Source organism: Pseudomonas sp. 3B-A001-10F, from assembly GCF_056313565.1.
In genome coordinates this window covers 207,340-230,377 of record NZ_JBQYFW010000003.1, presented here as the reverse complement: position 1 = coordinate 230,377, position 23,038 = coordinate 207,340, and the positions used below count along the sequence as shown (strand labels likewise).

General features: G+C 58.9%; 16 protein-coding genes and 1 riboswitch. Of the genes, 12 read left to right on the top strand and 4 right to left on the bottom strand.

What is annotated here, in order from left to right:
* Positions 1-2: 2 nt before the first annotated feature.
* Both AC0ZWN_RS05140 and AC0ZWN_RS05135 read right to left on the bottom strand, forming a co-directional pair.
* Entirely contained in the window at positions 3-857 is an 855-nt protein-coding gene (locus tag AC0ZWN_RS05140) for a hypothetical protein (protein WP_476334280.1), read from the bottom strand.
* Between the two features lies 1 nt (position 858).
* Positions 859-2,103: a glycosyltransferase family 4 protein gene (locus tag AC0ZWN_RS05135; protein ID WP_476334279.1), complete on the bottom strand. Its 1,245-nt coding sequence runs from the start codon at positions 2,101-2,103 to the stop codon at positions 859-861.
* Positions 2,104-2,406: 303 nt separating this feature from the next.
* Here AC0ZWN_RS05135 and AC0ZWN_RS05130 point away from each other — a divergent pair, with 303 nt between their 5' ends.
* Positions 2,407-7,707: an SET domain-containing protein-lysine N-methyltransferase gene (locus tag AC0ZWN_RS05130; protein ID WP_476334278.1), complete on the top strand. Its 5,301-nt coding sequence runs from the start codon at positions 2,407-2,409 to the stop codon at positions 7,705-7,707.
* 132 nt (positions 7,708-7,839) lie between these two features.
* Here the strand turns inward: AC0ZWN_RS05130 and AC0ZWN_RS05125 are convergent, their stop codons facing one another.
* The gene (locus AC0ZWN_RS05125; protein WP_099758249.1) at positions 7,840-8,247 is read right to left on the bottom strand and encodes a hypothetical protein; all 408 of its coding nucleotides are present in this window, start codon (positions 8,245-8,247) and stop codon (positions 7,840-7,842) included.
* A gap of 181 nt (positions 8,248-8,428) precedes the next feature.
* Positions 8,429-8,692 (bottom strand): hypothetical protein, encoded by a 264-nt coding sequence (locus AC0ZWN_RS05120; protein ID WP_476334276.1) that lies wholly within the window; start codon positions 8,690-8,692, stop codon positions 8,429-8,431.
* Positions 8,693-8,975: 283 nt separating this feature from the next.
* Positions 8,976-9,076: riboswitch (guanidine-I (ykkC/yxkD leader) on the top strand.
* Between the two features lie 63 nt (positions 9,077-9,139).
* Between AC0ZWN_RS05120 and AC0ZWN_RS05115 the strand changes: the two genes are divergently transcribed.
* The 11 genes from AC0ZWN_RS05115 (at position 9,140) to AC0ZWN_RS05065 (ending at position 22,975) form a co-directional block, all read left to right on the top strand.
* A complete protein-coding gene (locus AC0ZWN_RS05115) occupies positions 9,140-10,207 on the top strand; it encodes a putative urea ABC transporter substrate-binding protein (protein ID WP_476334275.1) in 1,068 nt (355 codons plus the stop codon).
* 18 nt (positions 10,208-10,225) lie between these two features.
* Positions 10,226-11,041: an ABC transporter permease gene (locus AC0ZWN_RS05110; protein WP_016984721.1), complete on the top strand. Its 816-nt coding sequence runs from the start codon at positions 10,226-10,228 to the stop codon at positions 11,039-11,041.
* Entirely contained in the window at positions 11,038-11,826 is a 789-nt protein-coding gene (locus AC0ZWN_RS05105; RefSeq protein WP_476334274.1) for an ABC transporter ATP-binding protein, read from the top strand. Before AC0ZWN_RS05110 ends, AC0ZWN_RS05105 begins: the two co-directional genes overlap by 4 nt.
* 25 nt (positions 11,827-11,851) lie before the next feature.
* Positions 11,852-12,577, top strand: a complete 726-nt coding sequence (locus tag AC0ZWN_RS05100; RefSeq protein WP_476334273.1) for an urea amidolyase associated protein UAAP1 — start codon at positions 11,852-11,854, stop codon at positions 12,575-12,577.
* Positions 12,578-12,588: 11 nt separating this feature from the next.
* Complete coding sequence (locus AC0ZWN_RS05095) at positions 12,589-13,230, top strand: urea amidolyase associated protein UAAP2 (RefSeq protein WP_099758246.1); 642 nt, start codon at positions 12,589-12,591, stop codon at positions 13,228-13,230.
* Between the two features lie 277 nt (positions 13,231-13,507).
* Positions 13,508-17,155 (top strand): urea carboxylase, encoded by a 3,648-nt coding sequence (gene uca / locus AC0ZWN_RS05090; RefSeq protein ID WP_476334272.1) that lies wholly within the window; start codon positions 13,508-13,510, stop codon positions 17,153-17,155.
* A gap of 24 nt (positions 17,156-17,179) precedes the next feature.
* On the top strand, positions 17,180-18,952 hold the full coding sequence (gene atzF / locus AC0ZWN_RS05085) for an allophanate hydrolase (protein WP_476334271.1): 1,773 nt from the start codon (positions 17,180-17,182) through the stop codon (positions 18,950-18,952).
* Between the two features lie 385 nt (positions 18,953-19,337).
* On the top strand, positions 19,338-20,825 hold the full coding sequence (locus AC0ZWN_RS05080) for a sensor domain-containing diguanylate cyclase (protein WP_093438442.1): 1,488 nt from the start codon (positions 19,338-19,340) through the stop codon (positions 20,823-20,825).
* Positions 20,818-21,048 carry a cysteine-rich CWC family protein gene (locus AC0ZWN_RS05075; RefSeq protein WP_064119704.1) on the top strand — a complete coding sequence of 77 codons (231 nt, stop codon included), beginning with the start codon at positions 20,818-20,820 and terminating at the stop codon, positions 21,046-21,048. The genes AC0ZWN_RS05080 and AC0ZWN_RS05075 overlap by 8 nt, the downstream gene beginning before the upstream one ends.
* 33 nt (positions 21,049-21,081) lie before the next feature.
* Complete coding sequence (locus AC0ZWN_RS05070; protein ID WP_476334269.1) at positions 21,082-21,774, top strand: pseudouridine synthase; 693 nt, start codon at positions 21,082-21,084, stop codon at positions 21,772-21,774.
* Positions 21,775-22,090: 316 nt separating this feature from the next.
* A complete protein-coding gene (locus AC0ZWN_RS05065; RefSeq protein WP_093438451.1) occupies positions 22,091-22,975 on the top strand; it encodes an alpha/beta fold hydrolase in 885 nt (294 codons plus the stop codon).
* The last annotated feature ends 63 nt before the right edge of the window (positions 22,976-23,038 follow it).

Genomic DNA, 23,038 nt, shown 5'->3' with positions numbered 1-23,038 from the left:
CGTTACTTCCTTGTAATAACAGAGTGTGAAAGATAGCTACTGAGAAACTTAAGCATCTCAGGTGTTTCGCGTAATGACGATAGACCGAGACTTACCCGACCGTGCCCCCCGGAAAAGTCAAAGCTGTGTAACTCCACAGTGCAAAAAAAGTTCAAACTTCCAAAATCCAGATTTTCCAATTCGGTTCTGCTGAGTTTTGCCAATTTCTCGTCAGTCAGTTCTTCCTCAGCAGCCGGGCGAATCAAGCCGTTACAGCTTATCAATCGAGGGGTGCCATCACGCCGCGGCCAGCCAGCAATAACAAACTTTCGAACGGAAGCCTCATTCTTGAAATGCGGCGGAGGTGCATTAAGCCAAAGCTCCAGCCCAGGATAATTTTTCAAGTTCACAATCAACTCATCCGGCCAGTTGACGTGTCGATAGCCCCGTTCATGGGGCTCGGTAGTCTCTTTTCTTGTATAAAGCCCGGCGGTCAATTTATAAAGACGCCAACTTTCAGGAATCGACTTCAGGCTCTGATCCTGGTACCGGTGCAAACCCGTCCCGGTCCACCAGAAATGCCCCTTGAGCGTATTGGCCAGACACGCTTTCTTATTCGCCAATTCAGGCATGCCCACATAAAACTCCGGGACCAGAGTCTTATCCACATAGCTGCCGCCCAGTATGGGCACCTGTTTCATGCTCGCCAGCTTCTTTTGACAGGCCTCCTGATCCGCGTAATAGATTGCCATCGCCTCGGCGACTTGTTCTTCACGGATATAAAAATCCACCACGCAATAACAGACATAAATAACCACGCCGTATTTCAACAACTTCTTAAGCCATTTAACCGTTTGCTTACGCGACATCCGGAGCATTTCAAATCTCCCTGTCAAACTGACGAGCAGGCTGTTTCTTGAGATGCCCGAACATCGCGCTTTCAAATACCTCAAAGTACTGTTTCGTGCCGTACGCCACATCAAATCCGCTCGCCGTCAACTTCGCAGCGCGGCGCAGGCAGTCGTACTCATCAACGGAATCAAGAACCTTGGCAATACGTTTGGCGATACCGTGATGATCGAAGAAATCCACCAGCATTCCATTGTGACCATTGATGATCACCTCCCTTACCGGAGCCGTATCCGACGCTACTACCACACACCCAGCCGCCATCGCCTCCAGTAACGACCACGACAAAACAAATGGATAAGTCAAATAAACATGAATCTTTGAACATTCCAGAACCGCGCGGTAAGTCTGGTAAGGAAGCTTCCCTGTGAAATGAACGGTGGAATGATCGAAACTTACCTCTGCCTCCATCCTGCTGCGCCAATTTGCATAGCCAACCGGCTTACCCCCATAACTGACGTCATCACCGCCTACTATGATTATCTGCGCATCGGGACACTCAGCCTGAATATGCGGGATCGCTCGCATAAAACTGTGAAACCCGCGATAAGGCTCAAGATTCCTCGCGACATAAGTAACGATCGGCTGCCCGGCTCTCAGTTGGACGCCATTGGGCAACCTGACGGCCCCAACTTTCGCCAAACAGGAACTTTGAATGACGCCCTCGTGAATAACCCGAATGGCCGACTGATAAGCTGCAGGAAACAGACTGCGCTGCCATCGCGTGGGCGCAATGGCAATGTCACATTGCTCAAGATTCAAAAGATGCAACGAATTGAGCACTCGCAGCCTTGATGACTCTCTTGTTGCTCGCGGGAATTCAGGATCGAAACCGGAATCTGCGCCCTGCGCCCGATAGTAATATTCGCAATAGTGAATAAGCGGCGCGTCAGGATAGACATCCTTGACGAACAGCGTTTCCCCCCATCCGGGATGAGCGAGAATCACGTCCGGCCGATAACCCGAATGTTTCAGCCGGCTCAGAATTTCAGAAACCCTCTGTCCATCAGTCACCGCTTGTTCGTAACGGGTCAGGTAGGGGTGAATACCGCCCGGTGCTCGGCTGGCAGCGCGGTATCGATATATTTTCACCCCAGCGATACCCGGCGCCGTATCCCGACCTATCGCCAAAACCTCATAACGCCTGTCAATCGCCGCCAGCACCACATGACGGAACTGGCCCGGAAAGTTTTGGTGAATCACAAGAAGCTTCATAGCGGCATCGTCCTTTTATTCGCCGCTGTTGAACTGAGTTTTGCTCACCTTGATCGGCACGAACAGACGCTAACAAATGCAAGGAAATGAAACTGTAGGAAGTGTCTGGGAATGCCCTAGGAGATGGCTAACGGGGCGACTTTTTCGACGGGCATAAAAAGCGGCGCAGGGCTCATCTGACCTGTACGCAAAGACTCATACTTGGTTTATGGCGTTTATTCACGGAGTGTTTTTACACTCGTGAACGCTGGAAGCGCCAACCTGCGCGCTTCCAAGGATGACTCTTTGACTATGGACAGTCTCATGATGGCCAACACCCTCGTACTCACACCTTCGCAGACTCAACGGCTCTCCCCTGACGATCAATCCACGCCAGGACCTGATGACATCGACTCCCCGGCTACTCCCCTGGCTAACTTGGGTGGGGCGTTGTCCTGGCCCATTCCCCTGAGTGCGGACGAACAACGCCGCTTGCGTCTGATCACCATGAGTCATGCACACCATTTGGGCGACCAGCCGCTGGTGATGCAGATCAAGGGCGGTGTGCTGGAGTTCTTGCGTTATGACCACCCTGTTCCCGAGAACGTGACAGACGACCCTGCAAAGATGCTCGACGCGCTGCTCCGCTCCCCGCAAGGGCAACTGATGGGCAAAACGCTGCAACAGAGAATGCAAGGCATCGACAGCGATAGCAGCGTTATGGATTACCTGCTGGCGGGGATCGCACTGCAGATGGATCCTGAGTCGATCACCGCCCCCCTTCGCAACAAGACAGCTGGCTTCGATCTGGCCAGCAATCGACATTGCGGCCGGCATGCATCTGCAGTCATCGATGACCTCGCCGAACACTTAAGCCGTGAAGGGAGAACCAGCGCTGCCCTGGCGAAAACCGGCGCCTACCTTTTGCTAGGCAGGTCGGCACCGCAGTTTCTGATTGCAGACATTCCCCGAAATGTGAAAGTTGGCAGTCTGGCCTGGGCCAACCTGACCATGGTGGCAATGGCCATCGAGGCACAAACACCTGGCAAAGTCCCCGGCCTGACGTTTGCCCAAGTCATGAGCAAGGCTGAAAGTGCTCGCCGGGCTGACCCGGCATCGACTCAACGCATTCAGACAGCCGTATTACGCGATTGGGCTGTCACCAACGAAATCATCCTGAAAAGAAACGATGACGCCTACACCGACGGACAACTCGAAACGATAAGAGCGACATTTAACCAAGAGCTTGAAGAGCGGCTTGCTGCCGCCAGGATTCTGGACAAAGCATTACCGACACGAAAAGACATTGCCCTGGCCCTGCTGATAGAGCGGTTTAGCGATTTGGGCACGCTTTTCGAAGTCAAGGCTCTCCACACGGATACGTATCGTGGCGAGAGTGGACAGACGGGTTTCAGTGGCATCCATTCGCTTCTGGATTACGCAATGATGGACTTGCCGAATCCGCGTCCACTTGCATCAAGTGATACCCGCCTCCCACTCGAGGCATTGAATAACAACCCGACGTTCGGTGTGCGGGAAGCCTTCGACCGGCAGTTCGCCCGCTCAATTCTGGATAAAAAGGCCGCCGTCAATACAACGATCAGGCACATGATCTCCCTGCTCCCACTAGAAGACAAAAAGAACTTCGAGTTTGGAAAAGTCAGCTTTTTCCAACAAGGTTCATTTGTCTCGGATGGATTTTTCAATCATACCCCTTGCCCCAACGAGCCCGGGCTGCTCATCAGGACGGAGCTGAGCGGCACGTTCCAGGCGTATGAAATCAACATCAATAAAGACACGATTGAACGGACGGCGCTGCACAAGGCAAAGCAACAGGAATCAAGGGAGGCCAACAAATACTTCACGACCAAAGAGCTTGTCCCCCGTGAAGCGGCAAATGAACTGGGTCGCGAGTTCGCTTTAAGCGAATCACTGGTGAGCAGTTTCAGCAGCGCGCGGTCCCGTGCGATTGCCGACGCCTTTGTGCAACATCTGGATCTGGATGACCCCGCAATCAAAGAGCTGGCACGCGGGCAAACCCCCATGGACGAATATTACCGGCCCAAACCGCTGGGTGAGTTTTTGTTGAACCTGATCCCCTTCAGATCCGCCATTGTCAATTTCCAGAAGGGCAACTACGGCGAGGCGGTGTTTGATCTCACCGTGGATGTATTCGGTTTTCTCACGGCGGGCGTCGCCACGGCAGGGAAACTGATCAGAATCGGCAGGACTGCTCTGTCCACCGGCGCCAAGGCATTGAAGACCGCCCATGTCATCGGTGTCGCCACCATTGATGTGCTCAACCCGGTGGGTGGCTTGAGTGATCTGGCCAGACTCGTGGGCACCGGTGGCCTTTATCTGCTGTCCAGAGGCGCCAAAGCCGTCAACCGGCTCAGGGGGACCGCCGACAGTTACGATGTCTTGAAAGCGCTCAGCAAACAGTATGACGCGGCGGCAACGGGCACCGTAAAAGTAACTGGCCAGACTGTGGAAGGTGCGGCCGTGCTGAAGAGCGGTCAATGGTATTCATTTGATGCCGACACGATGCGACCTTACGGCAGCCCGCTCGAGGAATTCGCTGTCGCCACCCAGGCGGTCGCCGGAGAAGTGCTCGCTGCACACATCGATGGGTGGGACGAACTGAGCCATACCCTATTCAGCCGCTACAGTGTGCCCGATTCCAGAATCGCCGGGCTCTCTCGCAACAGCCAAGGGGTGTATGTTGCCGCCGACGGACACCTCTCCCACATACGCCATACCGATGGCAGCGGTACCACGGCGGTGTACGAGGTCAGGCAGGTCACTCGCACGGAAGACGGCGTCGTGCGTGCGCGGGTGTATCACGACAACCGGCAAACCAGTCTGCTGGTCCAGCATCTCCAGGGTGATCAGTGGCAACGACTGGGATTGTTTGGTGGGGGGCAGATCACGGCGGATCACTTGCGGGCCTGGGAGGCGTTGCCGCAAGCGGAACAGAAGAGGCTGACCATTCGGGGCTTTGCGCGACAGAACGGAGTGTCGGCCAAAACCTTTGCGTACTACGTAGAACCCGAGGGGCAATTGAGCGCTGCCGGCTTGCTCATGCGTAACCGACCCGCCAACACCCCTTTCAACAAGGTGACTCATGTACATGTCCGTGATTGGCAAACCATGACACAGCCGGCGCGTGACGCAATGACCATGGAAGGATTTGCCGGCCACCACCACCTTAATCCGATCTCGTTCAAAACTTATGTGCGAGCCGACGGGCTCGGGCCCGCTGGTGAAACGCTGCTGAACAGGACGGCCGGCAGCTCTTACAACGCGATTACCGATGACCATTTACGCACGTGGAAAGGGTTGTTCGAGAAACCGGACAACTCGGTCACACCGCAAGAGTTCATACGTGAACACGGGCTCAGCCCGAACTCTTGGAGACATCACGTTAAAGTTGATGGCACCCTGAAAGATGAGACTGTGCAGCGTCTTGATCAAGCTCGGCAAACGTCCGCCGTGCCTGTCGCTGCCACGCCAGCCCGTCTGCCGGCGCGGGTTCCGGGGGGACTGGAGGAGAAGATCACTGCCGAGCATCTACTGAATTGGGAGGCGGTGTCGCGTAACAGACAGGGGAACACGAGTCGTGCAGACTTTGCCCGGCAACATAACCTGTCCCAGACAACTTTTGAATACTACGTGCAACCTGACGGCCAACTGAGTGCGACGGGCGCCATTGTGCGCAACCGCCCCGCCAATACCCCCTTCAACAAGGTGACCCAAACGCATATCGATCATTGGCAAAACATGACGCAAATAGCGCGTGACGCAATGACCATGGTGGGATTTGCCGGTCATCACCACCTTCATCCGGGGACGTTCAAAAGTTTTGTGCGGCGCAATGGCAGCTTGGGGCCTGCCGGTATAGCGCTATTGAACAGGGCAACGGGCACCGCCTATAACGCGATTACCGATGATCATCTACGCGAGTGGAGCCGGCAATTCGGGCAACCGGATAATTTAGTCACGGCAGCGGAGTTCGTCAGTCAACACGGATTTAGCCCAACCTCTTGGCATGCGCAAGTAAGAGCTAATGGATCTTTACGAGATGCCACTGCGCAGCGTCTCTATCCAGCTGGGCACGACGTCGCTCTACTCCCCTCCGCGCCCCAAAAACCTGATGCAAGTGCGAGCCTGCCGGCTCATCTGCCAAGCCGGCGTAGTGAGTTAATTACTGCTGAGCACTTGTTGGCTTGGGAAGCATTACCGCGAGCAGAACGGCTGTCGCTCACCCGCGAGGGTTTTTCCCGCCAGAAAGGTCTATCCGGCAAAACCTTTGCGTACTACGTGGAGCCTGACGGACAGTTGAGCGCCGCGGGCATGATCGTGCGTGAACGCCCCGCCGGCACACCCGTCAATCAGGTGACCGTTGCGCATATTCGTGATTGGCAAGCCATGACACAACCGTTGCGTGATGCAATGACCATGGAGGGATTTGCCGGTCTTCATCACCTTCATCCGGGTTTGTTTAAAAGTATTGTCCGGCAAAATGGAAGCCTGGCACCTGCCGGTGAAGCGATGTTGAACAGGGCGGCAGGCGTTGCTTACAACTCGATTAGAGATGAGCATCTAAGCCAGTGGAAAATGCTCTTCGAGAAGTCGGGCAACACAGTCACAGTAGAAGAATTCGTACGCCAGCACGGATTAAGCCCCAACTCTTGGCGACGACTTGTCAGAGCTAATGGACTCTTAAAAGATACTGCTGTGCGGCGTCTCGAACATGCAGGGAGAAACACCACATTGTCTCCTGCGCCTCAACAAATCGAGACAAGTTCGGGACAAAAGCGGCCTGCACAGGAATCTGTCGACCCGACCCAGCCGAAGAAGTCTGCCGACACACCACAAAACTCAGCACAGGCTCCCGGTCCCTCCTCGGACATCCTGCCTGTCGCAATCAAGGTTGAAACCGGAACGTCCTCGTCATTGCCTCATCAGGTCGACAACACATTGCCAATCCTGCAGGACCCAAAGAACCCCAGGCTCAGTTTGACCGATGCATTAGAGGGGCCGATAGATGACATCCGTATCGCCCACTGGAATGGCCTGCTTGACGGTCTCGATAACGCAAGCAAAAAAAACGTTTCAAGCCAGATCAAGGAATCGATCAAAGACTGGTTGCGTACCGAAGGACAGCATCAATCGCGGTTTGATCAAACTCTGGAAGTGTTCACGGCACTGGATGACGGTGGACCCAATCGCGGCGCGTCAGTGTGGGCACGACGCGATATTGCCAAATTTGAAGTGCTAGGACCGTACGCAGGCAAGTTTCATGAATCAGATGCGTCGTTGTTTCAGGAGATACGCAAACAAGGTTCACGGGCTGTACTGACTTACTTGTTCGGCACACGCTCGGGCAATCGCTCGGTGAGTGGGCTGCACACGGGCAATACCCTGAGCCTGATCAATACCTCACAACTGGGCAATGAGCCGGCATGGAAGTCGAACAACGTCATTTCCATTGCCGCGGGAAAAAACCTGACGTTCTACGTGGCGCTAGAAGACATCAGCAAGGGTAATGAATTACTGATGGATTACGGCCTGCTCTATCAGCCCGTGCCTGATATAGCGGTCAAACAGGACCCTGGTCGCTGACTGCCCGTTGAGGCGTCAAAGCGACGACGGCCATTGATCCTTGGGTGCGCTGTACGGTGACGCCTTCATCCTGACGATATTCCCCGGGCATAAAAAAGCGGCGCTAATTGCGCCGCTTTCATTTGCGTGGATCTACCAGCGGTTGCCACGCCCGTTATGGTCGCCACGCCCACTGTGTCGGTCGTAGTTACCGCGACCGCGGTGATCGTTATCCCAACCGCCGCGACGATGGCCATCCCAACGCCCGCGATCGTTGTCGTGCCAGCGACGGCTTTCGTAATAACGTGGAGCCGGCTGGTAGTAACGCGGCGCCGATTGGTAATAGCGCGGTTGCTGGTAGTACCGCGGGGCTGGCTGGTAGTAGCGTGGCTGCGCGTAATACCTGCTGCCACCGTTGTAATACGTGCCGCCCGTGTTGTAGTAGGCCGGTGCGGGTGATGTGTAGACCTCTGAGCTGTAATACGAGTCCGCGTAGGAGTACGGGACGCAACCGGCAACGGAAAACATCATCGCAGCAAGTAGAAGAATTCGTCTATACATGGCGGCCTCCTGGACCGCGGGTTGGCCACACCAGCGACGCTGGCAGGCGACAGTCATTTAATCGGTGACTGTCGAAAAATCAGACAGCGTTTTCGGCATCTGGTGCGTTCCTGCAACAAGTTGAAACAAGTGATCTATGAAACCTTGTTCATCCGCAAAAACGCTGTCATTCAGCCGCTGATTAATGTTGCCCACCGTGATATCCGCCGCCGTGATAACCCCGTCCGTAACCGCCTCGATACCCGTAGCCACCGTAGTAATAACGCGCGCCGCCGTAGTAGCGGGGGCCGTAATAATTGCCGTACGGATAAGGTGAGTAATAGCCGGGATAGTAATAAGTGGCTGGGTAACCGCCGTAGGGTCCGGCGTAGTAGTAACAACCGGACAGACCCAAACCGAGCACCGCTCCCAGCAGCACCCTTCGCAATGTTTTTTGAATAAGCATGGCGGCCTCCTGAAAGACCCGCGACAGCAGTCGGCACAGACCGGCTGACATCTGTTTTGACTGGCGAAGCCATGCCGAGTGCCAACAGCGCAAAACCATCAGATCAGCGGCAACCACGCTGCATGACGGTGCAGCGGCGCACCAACACAAAGCGCCTCAGCAGCCTCGCCACCAACCCTAGGCAACCCGCGCGCCCGTGCCAGAGCGCCTGACGCGACTTGGCACGCGTCTCGCTTTAGCAAACCCGTGCAGGAGTCATCACAGGTTCGCGGCACCACAATTTGCAATGGCTGACTAGGGTTCCGGCTCGCAATCGCGAGTGGCTGGTCCGAGAGTTGGCGACCTCCAGTTGAGGTTACACGGCGGGACAAAAGCCCGGGAGACAAGCCACCGTTCGCGGTGCCGCGTTGCCTTCCTGTCCGCCCTTGATCAACTGGAGAATCCACCATGACCCGACTACGTTTGCCCGCCCTGCTCGCCGCTGCGTTCGCCGCGCTCATCAGCACGCAATCCCCCGCCGCCCAGAAAGACCATTTCAGCGTCTGCTGGACGATTTACGCCGGCTGGATGCCCTGGGAATACGCCGGCAGCCAAGGCATCGTCGACAAATGGGCGAAGAAGTACGGGATCAAGATCGACGTCGTGCAGCTCAACGACTACGTCGAATCGATCAACCAGTACACCGCCGGCCAGTTCGACGGCTGCACCATGACCAACATGGATGCGCTGACCATTCCGGCCGCCGGCGGCGTCGACAGCACCGCGCTGATCGTCAGCGACTTCTCCAACGGCAACGACGGCATTGTCCTCAAGGGCGAGGGCAAGACAGTCGCCGACCTCAAGGGCATGGACGTCAATCTGGTCGAACTGTCGGTCTCGCACTATCTGCTGGCCCGCGCGCTGGATTCGGTCGATCTGACCGAGAAAGACCTGAAAGTGGTCAACACTTCCGACGCCGATATCTCCGCCGCTTTCAACACCGAACAGGTCAACGCCGTCACTACCTGGAACCCGATGCTCTCGGACATCAAGGCCAAGCCGGGCGTGACCGAAGTGTTCAATTCCAGTCAGATTCCCGGCGAGATCATGGACATGATGGTGGTCAACAGCGCCACCCTCAAAGACAACCCGGCGCTGGGCAAAGCGCTGACCGGCGCGTGGTTCGAAGTGGTCGAGCTGATGAACGCCAAGAACGCCGCGAGCAAAGCTGCGCTGGAGCACATGGCAAAGGCCTCGGGCACGGATCTGGCCGGATTCCAGGCACAACTCGACACCACCAAATTGTTCGCCACCCCGAGCGAAGCGCTGAGTTTCGCCACCAGCAAACAGCTGCCGGAAACCATGCGTAAGGTCGCCGAATTCTCCTTCCAGCACGGCTTGCTCGGCGAAGGCGCGAAAGACACCAGCGCGGTCGGCATGGCCTTCGCCAACGGCGTGACCAGTGGCGATACCGGCAACCTCAAGCTGCGTTTCGATCCGACCTACGTGCAGATGGCCGCCGACGCCAAGCTGTAAGCCACGGAGGATTTGGCCATGCGCCTGATCAATCGCCACCCGGATCGCCCGAGTCGCCTGTTGCTGGTGATCCTGCCGTTCGCCCTGGTGCTGTTTGCCTACTTCATGGGCTCGGCCGAGCGCCTGGCGGACAACCCCAACGACAAACTGCTGCCGAGCGCCGTACAGATGACCGACGCGGTCAAACGCCTGGCCTTCAATGCCGACAGTCGCACCGGTGACTACCTGTTATGGCAGGACACCGCGTCGAGTCTGCGGCGTCTGGCTATCGGCCTTGGCATCGCCGCGCTGGCCGGGCTGTGCCTGGGCATCGCTGCCGGCACGTTGCCGTTGTTCGGTGCGCCGTTGTCGCCGCTGCTGACGGTGCTGTCGATGGTGCCACCGCTGGCGATCCTGCCAATTCTGTTCATCGTGTTCGGTCTGGGCGAGTTGTCGAAGGTCATGCTGATCGTGATCGGCATCACCCCGGCGCTCGCTCGCGACCTTGAACAGCGTGCGCGGGAAATCCCCGTCGAACTGCTGATCAAAGCGCAGACCCTCGGTGCCTCAACCTGGACGTTGATGCTGCGCGTAGTGCTGCCGCAACTGTTGCCGCGTTTGTTGATCTCGCTGCGGCTGATGCTCGGCTCGGCGTGGTTGTTTTTGATTGCCGCCGAAGCGATCGCCTCCACCGACGGCCTCGGCTACCGGATTTTTCTGGTCCGGCGTTATCTGGCGATGGACGTGATCCTGCCGTATGTGGTGTGGATCACCCTCCTCGCCTGGCTGATGGATTGGGGCCTGAAATACCTGACCCGTCGCGCATTCCCTTGGTATGAGGGGGCGGCCAAATGAGCTTCATCACCGTGAAAAACGTCTGGCAGCAATACGCCGATCAGGTGGTGCTGGAAGGCTTGAACCTGAGCGTCAACGAGGGCGAGTTCTGCACCTTGGTCGGCGCGTCCGGTTGCGGCAAATCGACCTTCCTGCGTCTGCTGCTCGGCCAGGAAACGGCGAGTCGCGGCGAGATTCTGTTCGACGGCCAAGCGCTCGCCAGCGAGCCGGATGCCAGCCGTGGCGTGGTGTTCCAACGCTACTCGGTGTTCCCGCATTTGAGCGTGCTCGACAACGTCGCCCTCGGCCTCGAACTGCCGCGTGCGCCATTGCTCGGTCGGCTGTTCGGCAGCGCCAAACGTGAAGCTCGCGAACAAGCGGCAGCATTGCTGAATAAAGTTGGCCTCGGCCATGCGCTGGACAAGTACCCGGCGCAGCTGTCCGGCGGCATGCAGCAACGGCTGGCGATTGCCCAGGCACTGATCATGAAACCGCGCGTGCTGCTGCTCGACGAACCGTTCGGCGCGCTCGATCCGGGCATCCGCAAAGACATGCACGCCTTGCTGCTGGAGCTGTGGCGCGAAACCAAACTGACGGTGTTCATGGTCACCCATGACCTGTCCGAAGGCTTCAGCCTCGGCACGCGTCTGCTGGTGTTCGACAAGGTTCGCCTCGACCCGCACGCCCCCGGCGCCTATGGCGCGCGCATCACCTACGACATCCCTTTGAACAGCGACCGCCGCGCCCAACGCGCCGCCGTCGACGCCCTGCCGTTGCCACTGGCAGGTGCCCTTCGCACCGCTTGAGAGGACTGCTCCGATGAATAAGCCGATGACTGATTCGACCCAACTGTTCCCACCTTTCGCCGAAGAAATGCTTCCCGGCGGCGGCCATCGCTCTTTCGTGTTGAAGCGCGGTCAATTGCTGCGCCTGACCGATCTGCGCGGCGGCGCCAACGTCAGCCTGACCTTGCTCAACGCCAATGAAAAAACCGAGCGGCTGAACCTGCCCGACAGCCTCAAATGCCAACACACCGCCAAGCTCACCAGGGGCCATTGCCTGTACTCGGACATGGGCCGCGTCCTCGCCGCGATCACCGCCGACACCTGCGGCTGGAGCGACAGCCTCGGCGGCGTGCTCTGCGCCGAAGAAGTCGCGCAGAAGTACGGTCAGGGCCGCTATCAGGAACTGCGCAACGGCTTCTTCCGCAACGGTACCGACAACCTGCTGGTGGAACTCGGCAAGTGGGGCCTGGGCCTCTCCGACCTATTGATGACGCTCAATCTGTTCAGTCGCGTCAACGTCGACGAGGCCGGGCGTTTCCACTTCGTCGAAGGCAATTCCAAGGCCGGCGATTACATCGAACTGTACGCGCCGATGGACACACTGGTGGTGCTCACTGCGCTGCAGCACCCGATGGATCCGGCGCCGGAATACGCACCGAAACCACTGAAGCTGAGCTGGATGAACGCCGACGCCAGCGTCGCCGAACACTGCCGCACCTCGCGCCCGGAAAATGAGCGCGGCTTTATCAACACCGACCGTTTGTTTGCCTGAGGATCGCTGCCATGTCAGTTGCTATCGCCACTTCGCAAAACCAACCCGACACAGCGGTTTACCGCGCCACGATCCCGGCCGGTGAACCCTGGTTGATGGAGGTCAAGGCCGGCCAGACCCTGCGCATCCTCGATCTGGAAGGTAATCAGGCCATCGATACGTTGTTCTACAGCCTCGCCAATCCCAAGGAACGCTACGACGTGCAGCGCACCTTGCGTCGGCAGAACAGCGTCTACCTGAGCACCGGCAGCGTGCTGTATTCCAACCTCGGCCACGCGATGCTGACCATCGTCGCCGACACTTGCGGACGCCACGACACCCTCGGCGGTGCCTGTGCACAAGAGAGCAACACCGTGCGCTACGCCCTGGAAAAACGCTACATGCACAGCTGCCGCGACAACTACCTGCGCGCTTGTGCCCATGATGGGCGACTGGGCAAAAGCGACATCGGGCCGAACATCAATTTCTTCATGAATGTGCCGGTGACGGCGGATGGCGGGCTGACCTTCGAGGACGGGATTTCGGCGCCGGGCAAGTACGTCGATTTACGCGCGGAGATGGACGTGATCGTGCTGATTTCCAACTGCCCGCAGTTGAACAACCCGTGCAACGCCTATAACCCGACACCTGCGGAGCTACTGGTATGGAACTGACTATCCGCCGTTTACGCCGTTGGTTGTTTGCACTGTGCCAGGCGCGTTCCGGGCAGTGCCTGAAAAAGTGAAACCACCACAGACCCAATTGTAGGAGTGAGCCTGCTCGCGATAGCGGTGGGTCAGACACATCAGTTTTGACTGATCCGACGCTATCGCGAGCAGGCTCACTCCTACAAGGGATCGGTGGTGATCTGAAGTGTTTTTTCATCCGGGACGGCCCGGATGTCTGTCGAAAAACGGCGGGACGGCCCGCTTCCCCTTCAGGGGTTATGCCATGTTCAAAAAAGTCCTCATCGCCAACCGTGGCGCCATCGCCTGCCGCATCCTGCGCACCCTTGCTTCACTGCAGGTCAAAGGCGTGGCCGTGTATTCCGAAGCCGACGCCGCCAGCCTGCACATTCTGCACGCCGATGAAGCGCACAGCCTCGGTGAAGGCGCCGCTGCCGGTACCTATCTGGCAGTGGATAAAATCCTCGCCATCGCCCGACAAAGCGGCGCCACGGCGATCCATCCCGGTTACGGGTTTCTCTCGGAAAACGCCGCGTTCGCCGAAGCCTGCGCAGCGCACAACATCGCTTTCATCGGCCCGACGCCGGAACAACTGCGCGTATTCGGCCTTAAGCACACCGCCCGTGCGCTGGCCAAACAGCACGGCGTGCCCATGCTCGAAGGCACCGAACTGCTCGACAGCCTCGACGCCGCGCTGATTGCCGGCGAACAGGTCGGCTACCCGGTGATGCTGAAAAGCACCGCCGGCGGTGGCGGCATCGGCATGCGCGTGTGCCGCAGCGCCAGCGAATTGAGCGAATCCTTCGAAGCGGTAAAACGTCTCGGTCAGAACAACTTTAGCGACGCTGGCGTGTTCATCGAGAAGTACATCCAGCGCGCCCGCCATCTGGAGGTTCAGGTGTTCGGTGACGGTCGCGGTGAAGTCATCGCCCTCGGCGTGCGCGACTGCTCGGTGCAGCGGCGCAATCAGAAAGTCCTCGAAGAAACCCCGGCGCCGAACCTGCCAGACGGCATGGCCGAAGAGCTGTGCACGGCGGCGATCAAGCTGGCGAAAGCGGTGAACTACCGCAGCGCCGGAACCGTGGAATTCGTCTTCGACAGCGAGGCGCAGCGCTTTTACTTTCTCGAAGTGAACACGCGTTTGCAGGTCGAGCACGGCGTCACTGAACAAGTCTGGGGCGTCGATCTGGTGCGCTGGATGGTCGAGCTGGCGGCCGGTGATCTGCCGCCGCTGAGCGAACTCATATGTGGTTTGCAACCCGAGGGCCATGCGATTCAGGCGCGGCTGTATGCAGAAGATCCGGGGCGCGATTTCCAGCCGAGCCCGGGCCTGCTGACGGCGGTGGAGTTTCCGCCGGCCAACGGCATTCAACTGCGCATCGATACCTGGGTCGAGGCCGGTTGCGAGATCCCGCCGTACTTCGATCCGATGATCGCCAAGGTCATCACCTGGGCGCCGACTCGCGAACAGGCGCGCGCCGAGCTGCATAAAACGCTGGGCGAAAGTCTGTTGTACGGTGTGGAAACCAACCGTGATTACCTGCGGCAGATTTTGCTCGACACGCCATTCGCCAGCGGTGAGCCGTGGACCCGTTGTCTGGAGAATCTGGTCTATCGCGCCAACACCTTCGAAGTGCTCAGCGCCGGCACGCAAACCAGTGTGCAGGACTATCCCGGCCGCCTCGGTTATTGGGCGGTCGGTGTGCCGCCGTCGGGGCCGATGGACAGCCGTGCATTGCGTCTGGGCAATCGTCTGCTCGGCAATCCTGAAGGTGCGGCGGCGCTGGAAATCACCATGAGCGGACCTTTGCTGCGCTTCAATTGTGCGGCGGTGGTCGCGGTGACGGGGGCGCCGATTGGCCTGACGCTTGAGGGCGAAAGCGTGCCGATGAACACCACGTTGCTGATCCCCGCTGGCGCGACGTTGCATCTGGGCAGCATCAGCGGCGCCGGGGCACGCAGTTATCTGTGTCTGCGCGGTGGCTTGCAGGTGCCGGATTACCTGGGCAGCAAAAGTACTTTCACTCTGGGTCAGTTTGGTGGGCACGGTGGTCGGGCGTTGCGTGCCGGGGACGTGTTGCATATCGCTGCGCTGAAGGACCGCAGTGCGGGTCAGCAACTGGCCGAACAGCACATCACCGCGTTGCCGGCAGTGCGGCAGATTCGGGTGATTTACGGCCCGCACGCGGCACCGGAATACTTCACTGAAAACTACATCAGCACTTTTTTTCAAACTCAGTGGGAAGTGCATTTCAACTCCAGCCGCACCGGTGTCCGGCTGATCGGGCCGAAGCCGGAATGGGTGCGGGCCGACGGTGGCGAGGCGGGGTTGCATCCGTCGAACATTCACGACAATCCGTATGCCATTGGCGCGGTGGATTTCACCGGGGATATGCCGGTGATCCTCGGCCCGGATGGCCCGAGCCTTGGCGGATTCGTGTGCCCGGTGACGGTGATCGAAGCGGATCTTTGGCAGCTTGGACAGCTCAAGGCGGGCGATAAAATCCAGTTCATTCCTGTCGACCTCAAGACCGCCCGCGATCTCGCCCTGAGATGGGATCTCCCCTGTGGGAGCGAGCTTGCTCGCGAGAAGGCCGTGTCAGTCAACATTGATGTGTCTGACACACCGCATTCGCGAGCAAGCTCGCTCCCACAGGGTTTGATGTCACCTGTAGTGCTGGATTTGGGTCAGGGGGATCGGCGGCTTGTTGCACGGGTCTCCGGGGATACTCATCTGTTGCTGGAAATCGGCGAGCCGGAACTCAATCTGGTTCTGCGCTTCCGCGCCCACGCCCTCATGCAAGCGCTGGAACTCAAAACCCTGCACGGCGTGATCGACCTCACCCCCGGCATTCGCTCGCTGCAAATCCACTACCAGCCCGAGCAACTGCCGCTGGCCGATCTGCTCGGCATCATCGCTGGCGAGTGGGACGCGGTGTGCGCCGCCAACGACCTGCAAGTACCGTCACGCATCGTGCATTTGCCGCTGTCCTGGGACGACCCGGCTTGCCAGTTGGCCATCGAGAAATACATGACCACCGTGCGTAAAGACGCGCCCTGGTGCCCGAGCAATCTGGAGTTCATCCGCCGCATCAACGACCTGCCGAATCTCGACGAAGTGCAGCGCACGGTGTTCGATGCGAGCTATCTGGTGATGGGCCTTGGCGACGTTTATCTCGGAGCGCCAGTCGCCACGCCGCTGGATCCGCGCCATCGTTTGGTGACGACCAAATACAACCCGGCACGCACCTGGACCGCTGAAAACTCGGTGGGCATCGGCGGCGCCTACATGTGCGTGTATGGCATGGAAGGCCCCGGCGGTTATCAGTTTGTCGGGCGCACTCTGCAGATGTGGAATCGCTACCGCGAAGTCGCTGCGTTCGATGGCAGACCGTGGCTGCTGCGCTTCTTCGATCAGATTCGTTTCTACCCGGTCAGCGCCGAAGAACTGCTGCGCATCCGCCGCGATTTTCCGCTGGGGCGTTTCGAGCTGAACATCGAACACATCCAGCTCAACCTTGCCGATTATCAGGCTTTTCTCAATCGCGAAGCCGAAGGCATCAGTGCCTTTCGTGCCCAGCAACAGGGCGCCTTCAACGCCGAACGCGAACGCTGGATCGCCAGCGGTCAGGCGCATTTCGACAGCGAAGAAGCCGTGCCGGAATCGACCGAGGATGCGCCACTGGCCGACGGTGAACACAGCGTCGACAGCCACATCGCTGGCAATCTCTGGCAGGTGCAGGTCGAGGCCGGTAGCCGCGTTGAAGCGGGCGATGTGCTGGTGATTCTCGAGTCGATGAAGATGGAGATCCCGGTACTCGCGCCGCTGGCCGGGGTGGTGCGCGAGATCCGCGTGCAGCCCGGTTCGGCGGTACGCGCCGGACAACGCGTCGTGGTGCTGGAACTCGACTGAAGCCAATTGGATAAGGATCAACTCATGAATCTGCAACTCGATGTACTGCGCCAGGCCTATCGCAATGGCGACACCACACCGCGCCAACTGCTGCTGAAACTACGGGAAAAAGCCGCCGCGCTGAACCCGGATTATCACTTGTTCATTCATCTGCTCAGCGTCGCAGAACTGGAGCCCTACCTTGCTGCCCTCGACGGTCGCGACCTCGACAGCTTGCCGCTGTACGGCGTGCCGTTTGCGATCAAGGACAACATCGATCTGGCCGGCATACCGACCACCGCCGCGTGTCCGGACTTTGCTTATGTGCCGGAACGCTCGGCGACCATCGTCGAGCAGTTGATCGCCTTGGGCGCGATTCCGCTGGGCAAGACCAATCTCGATCAATTTGCCACGGGCCTCAACGGCAGCCGCTCGCCTTATGGCGCGTGCCCGAACAGCGTGCTGACGGAATATCCGTCCGGTGGCTCCAGCGCCGGTTCGTCGCTGGCGGTGGCGTTGGGCGTGGCGAGTTTTGCCTTGGGCACCGACACCGCAGGCTCCGGTCGGGTGCCCGCGGCGCTGAACAATCTGGTCGGGTTGAAGGCGAGCAAAGGGCTGATCTCCACCGCCGGTGTGCTGCCGGCGTGTCGCACGCTGGATTGCGTGACCACGTTCACCGCCACAGCGCGTGAGGCCAGTCAGTTGCTGGCGCTGACCGCCAGACTAGATCCGCGCGACGAATACAGCCGCCGCAATCCATCGTGGAATGACGGCTCGGCGTTTGGTGCGCCACGGGCGTTTCGTTTCGGTGTGCCGCGCGCGCAGGACCTTGAGTTTTTCGGCTGCGTCGAAGGCCCGTTGTTGTTCGGCGATGCCATCGACCGGCTCAAGGCATTGGGTGGCGAAGCGGTCGAACTGGATCTGTCGCCCTTCCTTGAAGCCGCGCGCCTGCTTTACGAAGGGCCGTGGGTTGCCGAGCGCTATAGCGTGGCGGGTGAGTTGATGGAGCAGAATCCCGAAGCGGTGTTACCGGTGATTCGAGCCGTGCTGGCGAAAGCCCCGGCGGTGAGCGGCGTGCAGACCTTCCGTGCGCAGTATCGGCTGCAAGCCCTGAAAGCCCTGTGCGATCAGGCCCTCGAAGACCTCGACTGCGTACTCACACCGACTATCGGCCGCCCGGTGACACTGGCCGAACTGCACGCCGAACCGGTACTGCGCAACTCCGAACTGGGTTACTACACCAACTTCATGAACCTGCTCGACTACGCCGCCGTCGCCGTGCCGAGCGCGTTCATGGCCAACGGTTTGCCGTGGGGCGTGACGCTGTTTGGCCGGGCGTTCACCGATCAATACCTGCTGAGCGTGGCCGATGCGCTGCAGCGTCAGCTGGATTCCGACCTGCCGACACCAGCGAACGCAGCTCGCCATGATCGCGCACGCATCGTGGTGTGTGGCGCGCATCTGCAAGGGTTGGCGTTGAACTGGCAACTGACCCAGCGGGGTGGGCGCTTGCTGGAAACGACGTTGAGTTCGCCGGACTATCAACTGTATGCGTTGGCCGGCGGCCCGCCATTGCGGCCGGGGATGGTGCGGGTCAAGGATGGCGGCGTGGCGATTGCGGTGGAGGTGTGGGAATTGCCGAGCAGTGAGTTGGGTTCGTTCCTCACCGGGATTCCGGCGCCGCTGGGACTGGGCAAAGTGCAACTGGCGGACGGACGTTGGGAGAGCGGGTTTATCTGCGAGCCGTATGGTCTGGAGGGTGCGCTGGACATCAGCCATTTGGGGGGATGGCGGGCGTATCTTGAGACTCGGAACTGATCCAGAAACCAGCCCTCACCCTAGCCCTCTCCCGGAGGGAGAGGGGACTGACCGAGGTGTTTGTCAGGTGGTTGTCATTCGGTGATACCGAGCCGAACACACTTTTTGAAATCACCACAATCTAGCTCCCTCTCCCTCCGGGAGAGGGGACTGACCGAGGTGTTTGTCAGGTGGTTGCCATTCGGTGATACCGAGTCGAACACACTTTTTGAAATCACCACAATCTAGCTCCCTCTCCCTCCGGGAGAGGGCTGGGGTGAGGGAGCTATCCTCCTGACACACCCTCTACGTCATATCCCCCGCCATTTCAGGCATAAATCCCGCAGGCTTTTCCCGGCCATCCCACTAGAATGCATGCCATCGGGCCACTGCCAACGGAACCGCCATGCCGCTTCGTTCTCCCCTGTACTCGCAACGCTCACTGGTCCTGACGCTGATCGCCCTGCTCGGCGCCGGTTTCCTCGCCACGTCGTTGCTCAGCTACTACGCCTCCCGCGAGTCGATTCGCGACAACATCGTCAACACTGAACTGCCGCTGACGTCCGACACGGTGTACTCGGAAATCCAGAAAGACCTGGTCCGGCCGATCCTGATTTCCTCGATGATGTCCCGCGACACCTTCATGCGCGACTGGGTGGTCAACGGCGAACAAAACCCCGAGCAGATGACCCGCTACCTCGACGAGGTCATGACCCACTACGGCGCCTACACCGCGTTTTTCGTCTCCAACAGCACCCACACCTACTACCACGCCAAAGGCGTGCTCAAGCAGGTCAAGGTCGATGAACCGCGCGACGCCTGGTACTTCCGCGTGCGCGACATGAAGGATCCGTATGAGATTAACGTCGACCCGGATCTGGCCAACAAGGACAACCTGACCTTCTTCATCAACTACAAGGTTTACGACTACCACAACCGCTTCATCGGCGCGGCCGGGGTCGGTCTGACCGTGGACGCGGTGATCAAGCTGATCGACAAGTATCAACAGCGCTATCAACGCAGCGTGTACTTCGTCGACACCTTTGGCCGGTTGGTCCTGACCGGCGCCGAAGGCGGGCCTGAAAGCGCGCACATCGGTCAGAGCCTGAGTGAACTGGAGAGCATGAAAAGCCTGGTCAGCCAGTTGCCGAAACCGCACAGCGGCAGCTACGAATACTCCGCCCACGGCCAGGGGCACTTTCTCAACGTGCGGTTTATTCCTGAGTTGAACTGGTATCTGTTTGTCGATAAACGCGAAGACGGCGCGCTGAGTGAGATCCGCCAGTCGCTGTATCTGAATCTACTGATCTGCCTGCTGGTGACGCTGATTGTGCTGGCGCTGCTCAACCGCGTGATCAAGCGCTACCAAAGCAAAATCCAGGCGCAGGCCATACTCGACAGCCTCACCGAGCTGCCCAACCGCCGAGGCTTCGATATTCTCGCCGCGCAGGCCCTGCACGAAGCCCGACGCGAGACCAAACCTTTAACCGCGTTGCTGCTCGACCTCGATCACTTCAAAGTGTTGAACGACACCTACGGGCACATGGCCGGCGATCAGGTGCTGATCGGTTTCGCCCGCGATCTGCAAAGTTGCCTGCGCCATGCCGACATTGTCTGCCGCTGGGGTGGTGAGGAATTTATCGTTTTACTGAAGGACACCGACGGCGATACCGGTCAGAAAATTGCCGAAAAGATCCGCCAACACGTCGAACAACACGAATATGCCTACGACGGCCACAGCCTCAATCTGACGGTGAGCATCGGCGCCACCACCCTGCAACGCGATGACACCTTGCACAGCTTGCTGTCGCGGGCCGATCATGCGATGTACCGGGCCAAACAAACCGGCCGCAACCGCACCTGCGTGGAAATGCCTCACTCGACTTATGCCTGATTCCGACGTTAAACCCGACCACTGCCCGGCCTGCGGCGCCCGCAACGACTGCAGTCTGGCCGACCCGCGCACCGCCGACCGCGAATGCTGGTGCTATGGCGTGAGCATCGATCCGGCCGTGCTTGAAGCGCTGCCGCCAGAACTGCGCAACCAATCCTGCCTGTGCCCGCGTTGCGCGCAAGTCGAGGCGCAACTGCAAGCGGCCAAGCGGCCGATCCCGTAAGATGCGCGCCCCGCCACTCACTGAAACCTGAACATGCGCGTCGACCGTTTCCTCAGCAACCTGCCCCGCTACAACCGTCAGCAGGTTCGTCTGTTGCTGGTGGAAAAGCGTGTGCGGATTGACGGAAAAGTCGTCAGCGATCCGCACAGCGAAGTGCTGGAATTCAGCCGTGTCGAAGTCGATGACGAAGTCCTGCAAAGCGGCAAACCGGCACGCTATTTCATGCTGCACAAACCGCCGGGCTGCGTCAGCGCCACGCGTGACCCGCAGCATCCGACGGTGCTAGACCTGATCGATGAGCCGGACAAGGACGACCTGCACATCGCCGGACGCCTGGACTTCAACACCACCGGCCTGATGCTGATCACCAACGACGGCGCGTGGTCGCGCCGCTTGACTCAGCCGCAGACCAAACTGCCAAAGGTCTACTACGTCGAGACCGAGCAGGAGATTGGCGCGCAATATGCGAGTACTTTTGCCGAGGGGATCTACTTCGCCTTCGAAGACCTGACCACGCAGCCGGCGCACCTGGAGCTGCTCGGCCCACGCTCGGCGCGGCTGAGCATCGTCGAGGGCCGCTATCATCAGGTGAAGCGCATGTTTGGTTTCTTCAACAACAAAGTCCTGCGCCTGCACCGCGAATCCATGGGGCTTCTGCACCTCGATAACGCGCTAAAACCGGGCGAGTACCGCGCTTTGCGCACCGAAGAGATCCATTTGTTCTAAGCCCGCGACCGCTCAGCAGAAGTTGTCGAACAATTTACCAACGGCACTTGCGCGATCCCTACTCCCCTGCTTGAATCAGGACGTCGGCCAGATTGTGACCGATGAGTCACAACAGACATCCAAGAAACTTTTTGTCGGTAGAGAGCCTTCAAGGCTCCGCCTCAGCCGGCAGACTGCCCGCCAATAACAACACCCGTCGACCGCAGTCATGGATCGACATGGGCCAAGCAAATTCCAGGCGTATGCCTACCTGTCACAAAGCTCGTGCAATCTCTATTTGCGCGCATACCCGCTTGCTTGCCAGGAGTCTTATGACATGAGGCCAGAAATCGCTGTGCTGGATATACAGGGTCAGTATCGGGTTTACACGGAGTTCTATCGCGCAGACGCCGCAGAAAAGACCATCATCCTGGTCAACGGCTCGATGGCCACGACTGCGTCGTTTGCACAGACTGTGAAAAATCTGCACCCGCAATTCAACGTGGTCTGCTACGACCAGCCCTACGCGGGCCGGTCAAAAGCCCACAACCGCCACGAGAAACATCTGACGAAGGATGTCGAAGGGCAGATTCTGCTCGAGCTGATCGACCACTTCGCCGCCGAACACGTGCTGTCGTTCTCCTGGGGCGGCGCCGCGACCCTGGTCGCCCTCGCCCACCAGCCACGGCGCATCGAACGGGCGGTGATCAGCTCGTTCTCGCCAGTAATCAACGCGCACATGCTCGACTACCTCGAACGCGGCGTCGACTACCTCGGCCAGCGCGACGGCGACCGCGTCGGCCATCTGGTCAACAACACCATCGGCAAACACCTGCCGTCGTTGTTCAAACGCTTCAACTATCGCCACGTCAGCAGCCTCGCCGAGCACGAATACGGGCAGATGCACTTCCACATCAGCGACGTGCTGCACAGCGATCGGCAGTGCTATCTGAACGCAGCGAAAAAGATCAACGTACCAGTGCTGTTTCTAAACGGCGAATGGGACGAGTACACCGCAGCCGAAGATGCACGCCTGTTTGGCAACCACGTGGCGCAGAGCACGTTCACCACGCTGCAGGCCACCGGGCATTTTCTCGACATGGAACACAAGGCCGCGTGTCGCGATAGCCAGAACGCCTTGCTTGGCTTTCTGAAACCGGCGCAGCAGGCTAGCCGAACGCGTTACTCGTTTGTTCAGGATCAACATGCATTGGCTATTTGAAAGGGTGTCGTCGCGAGCGAGGCTGTGGGGTTGGGATTTGGCTTTTCTCACCGCAGCGCTCGC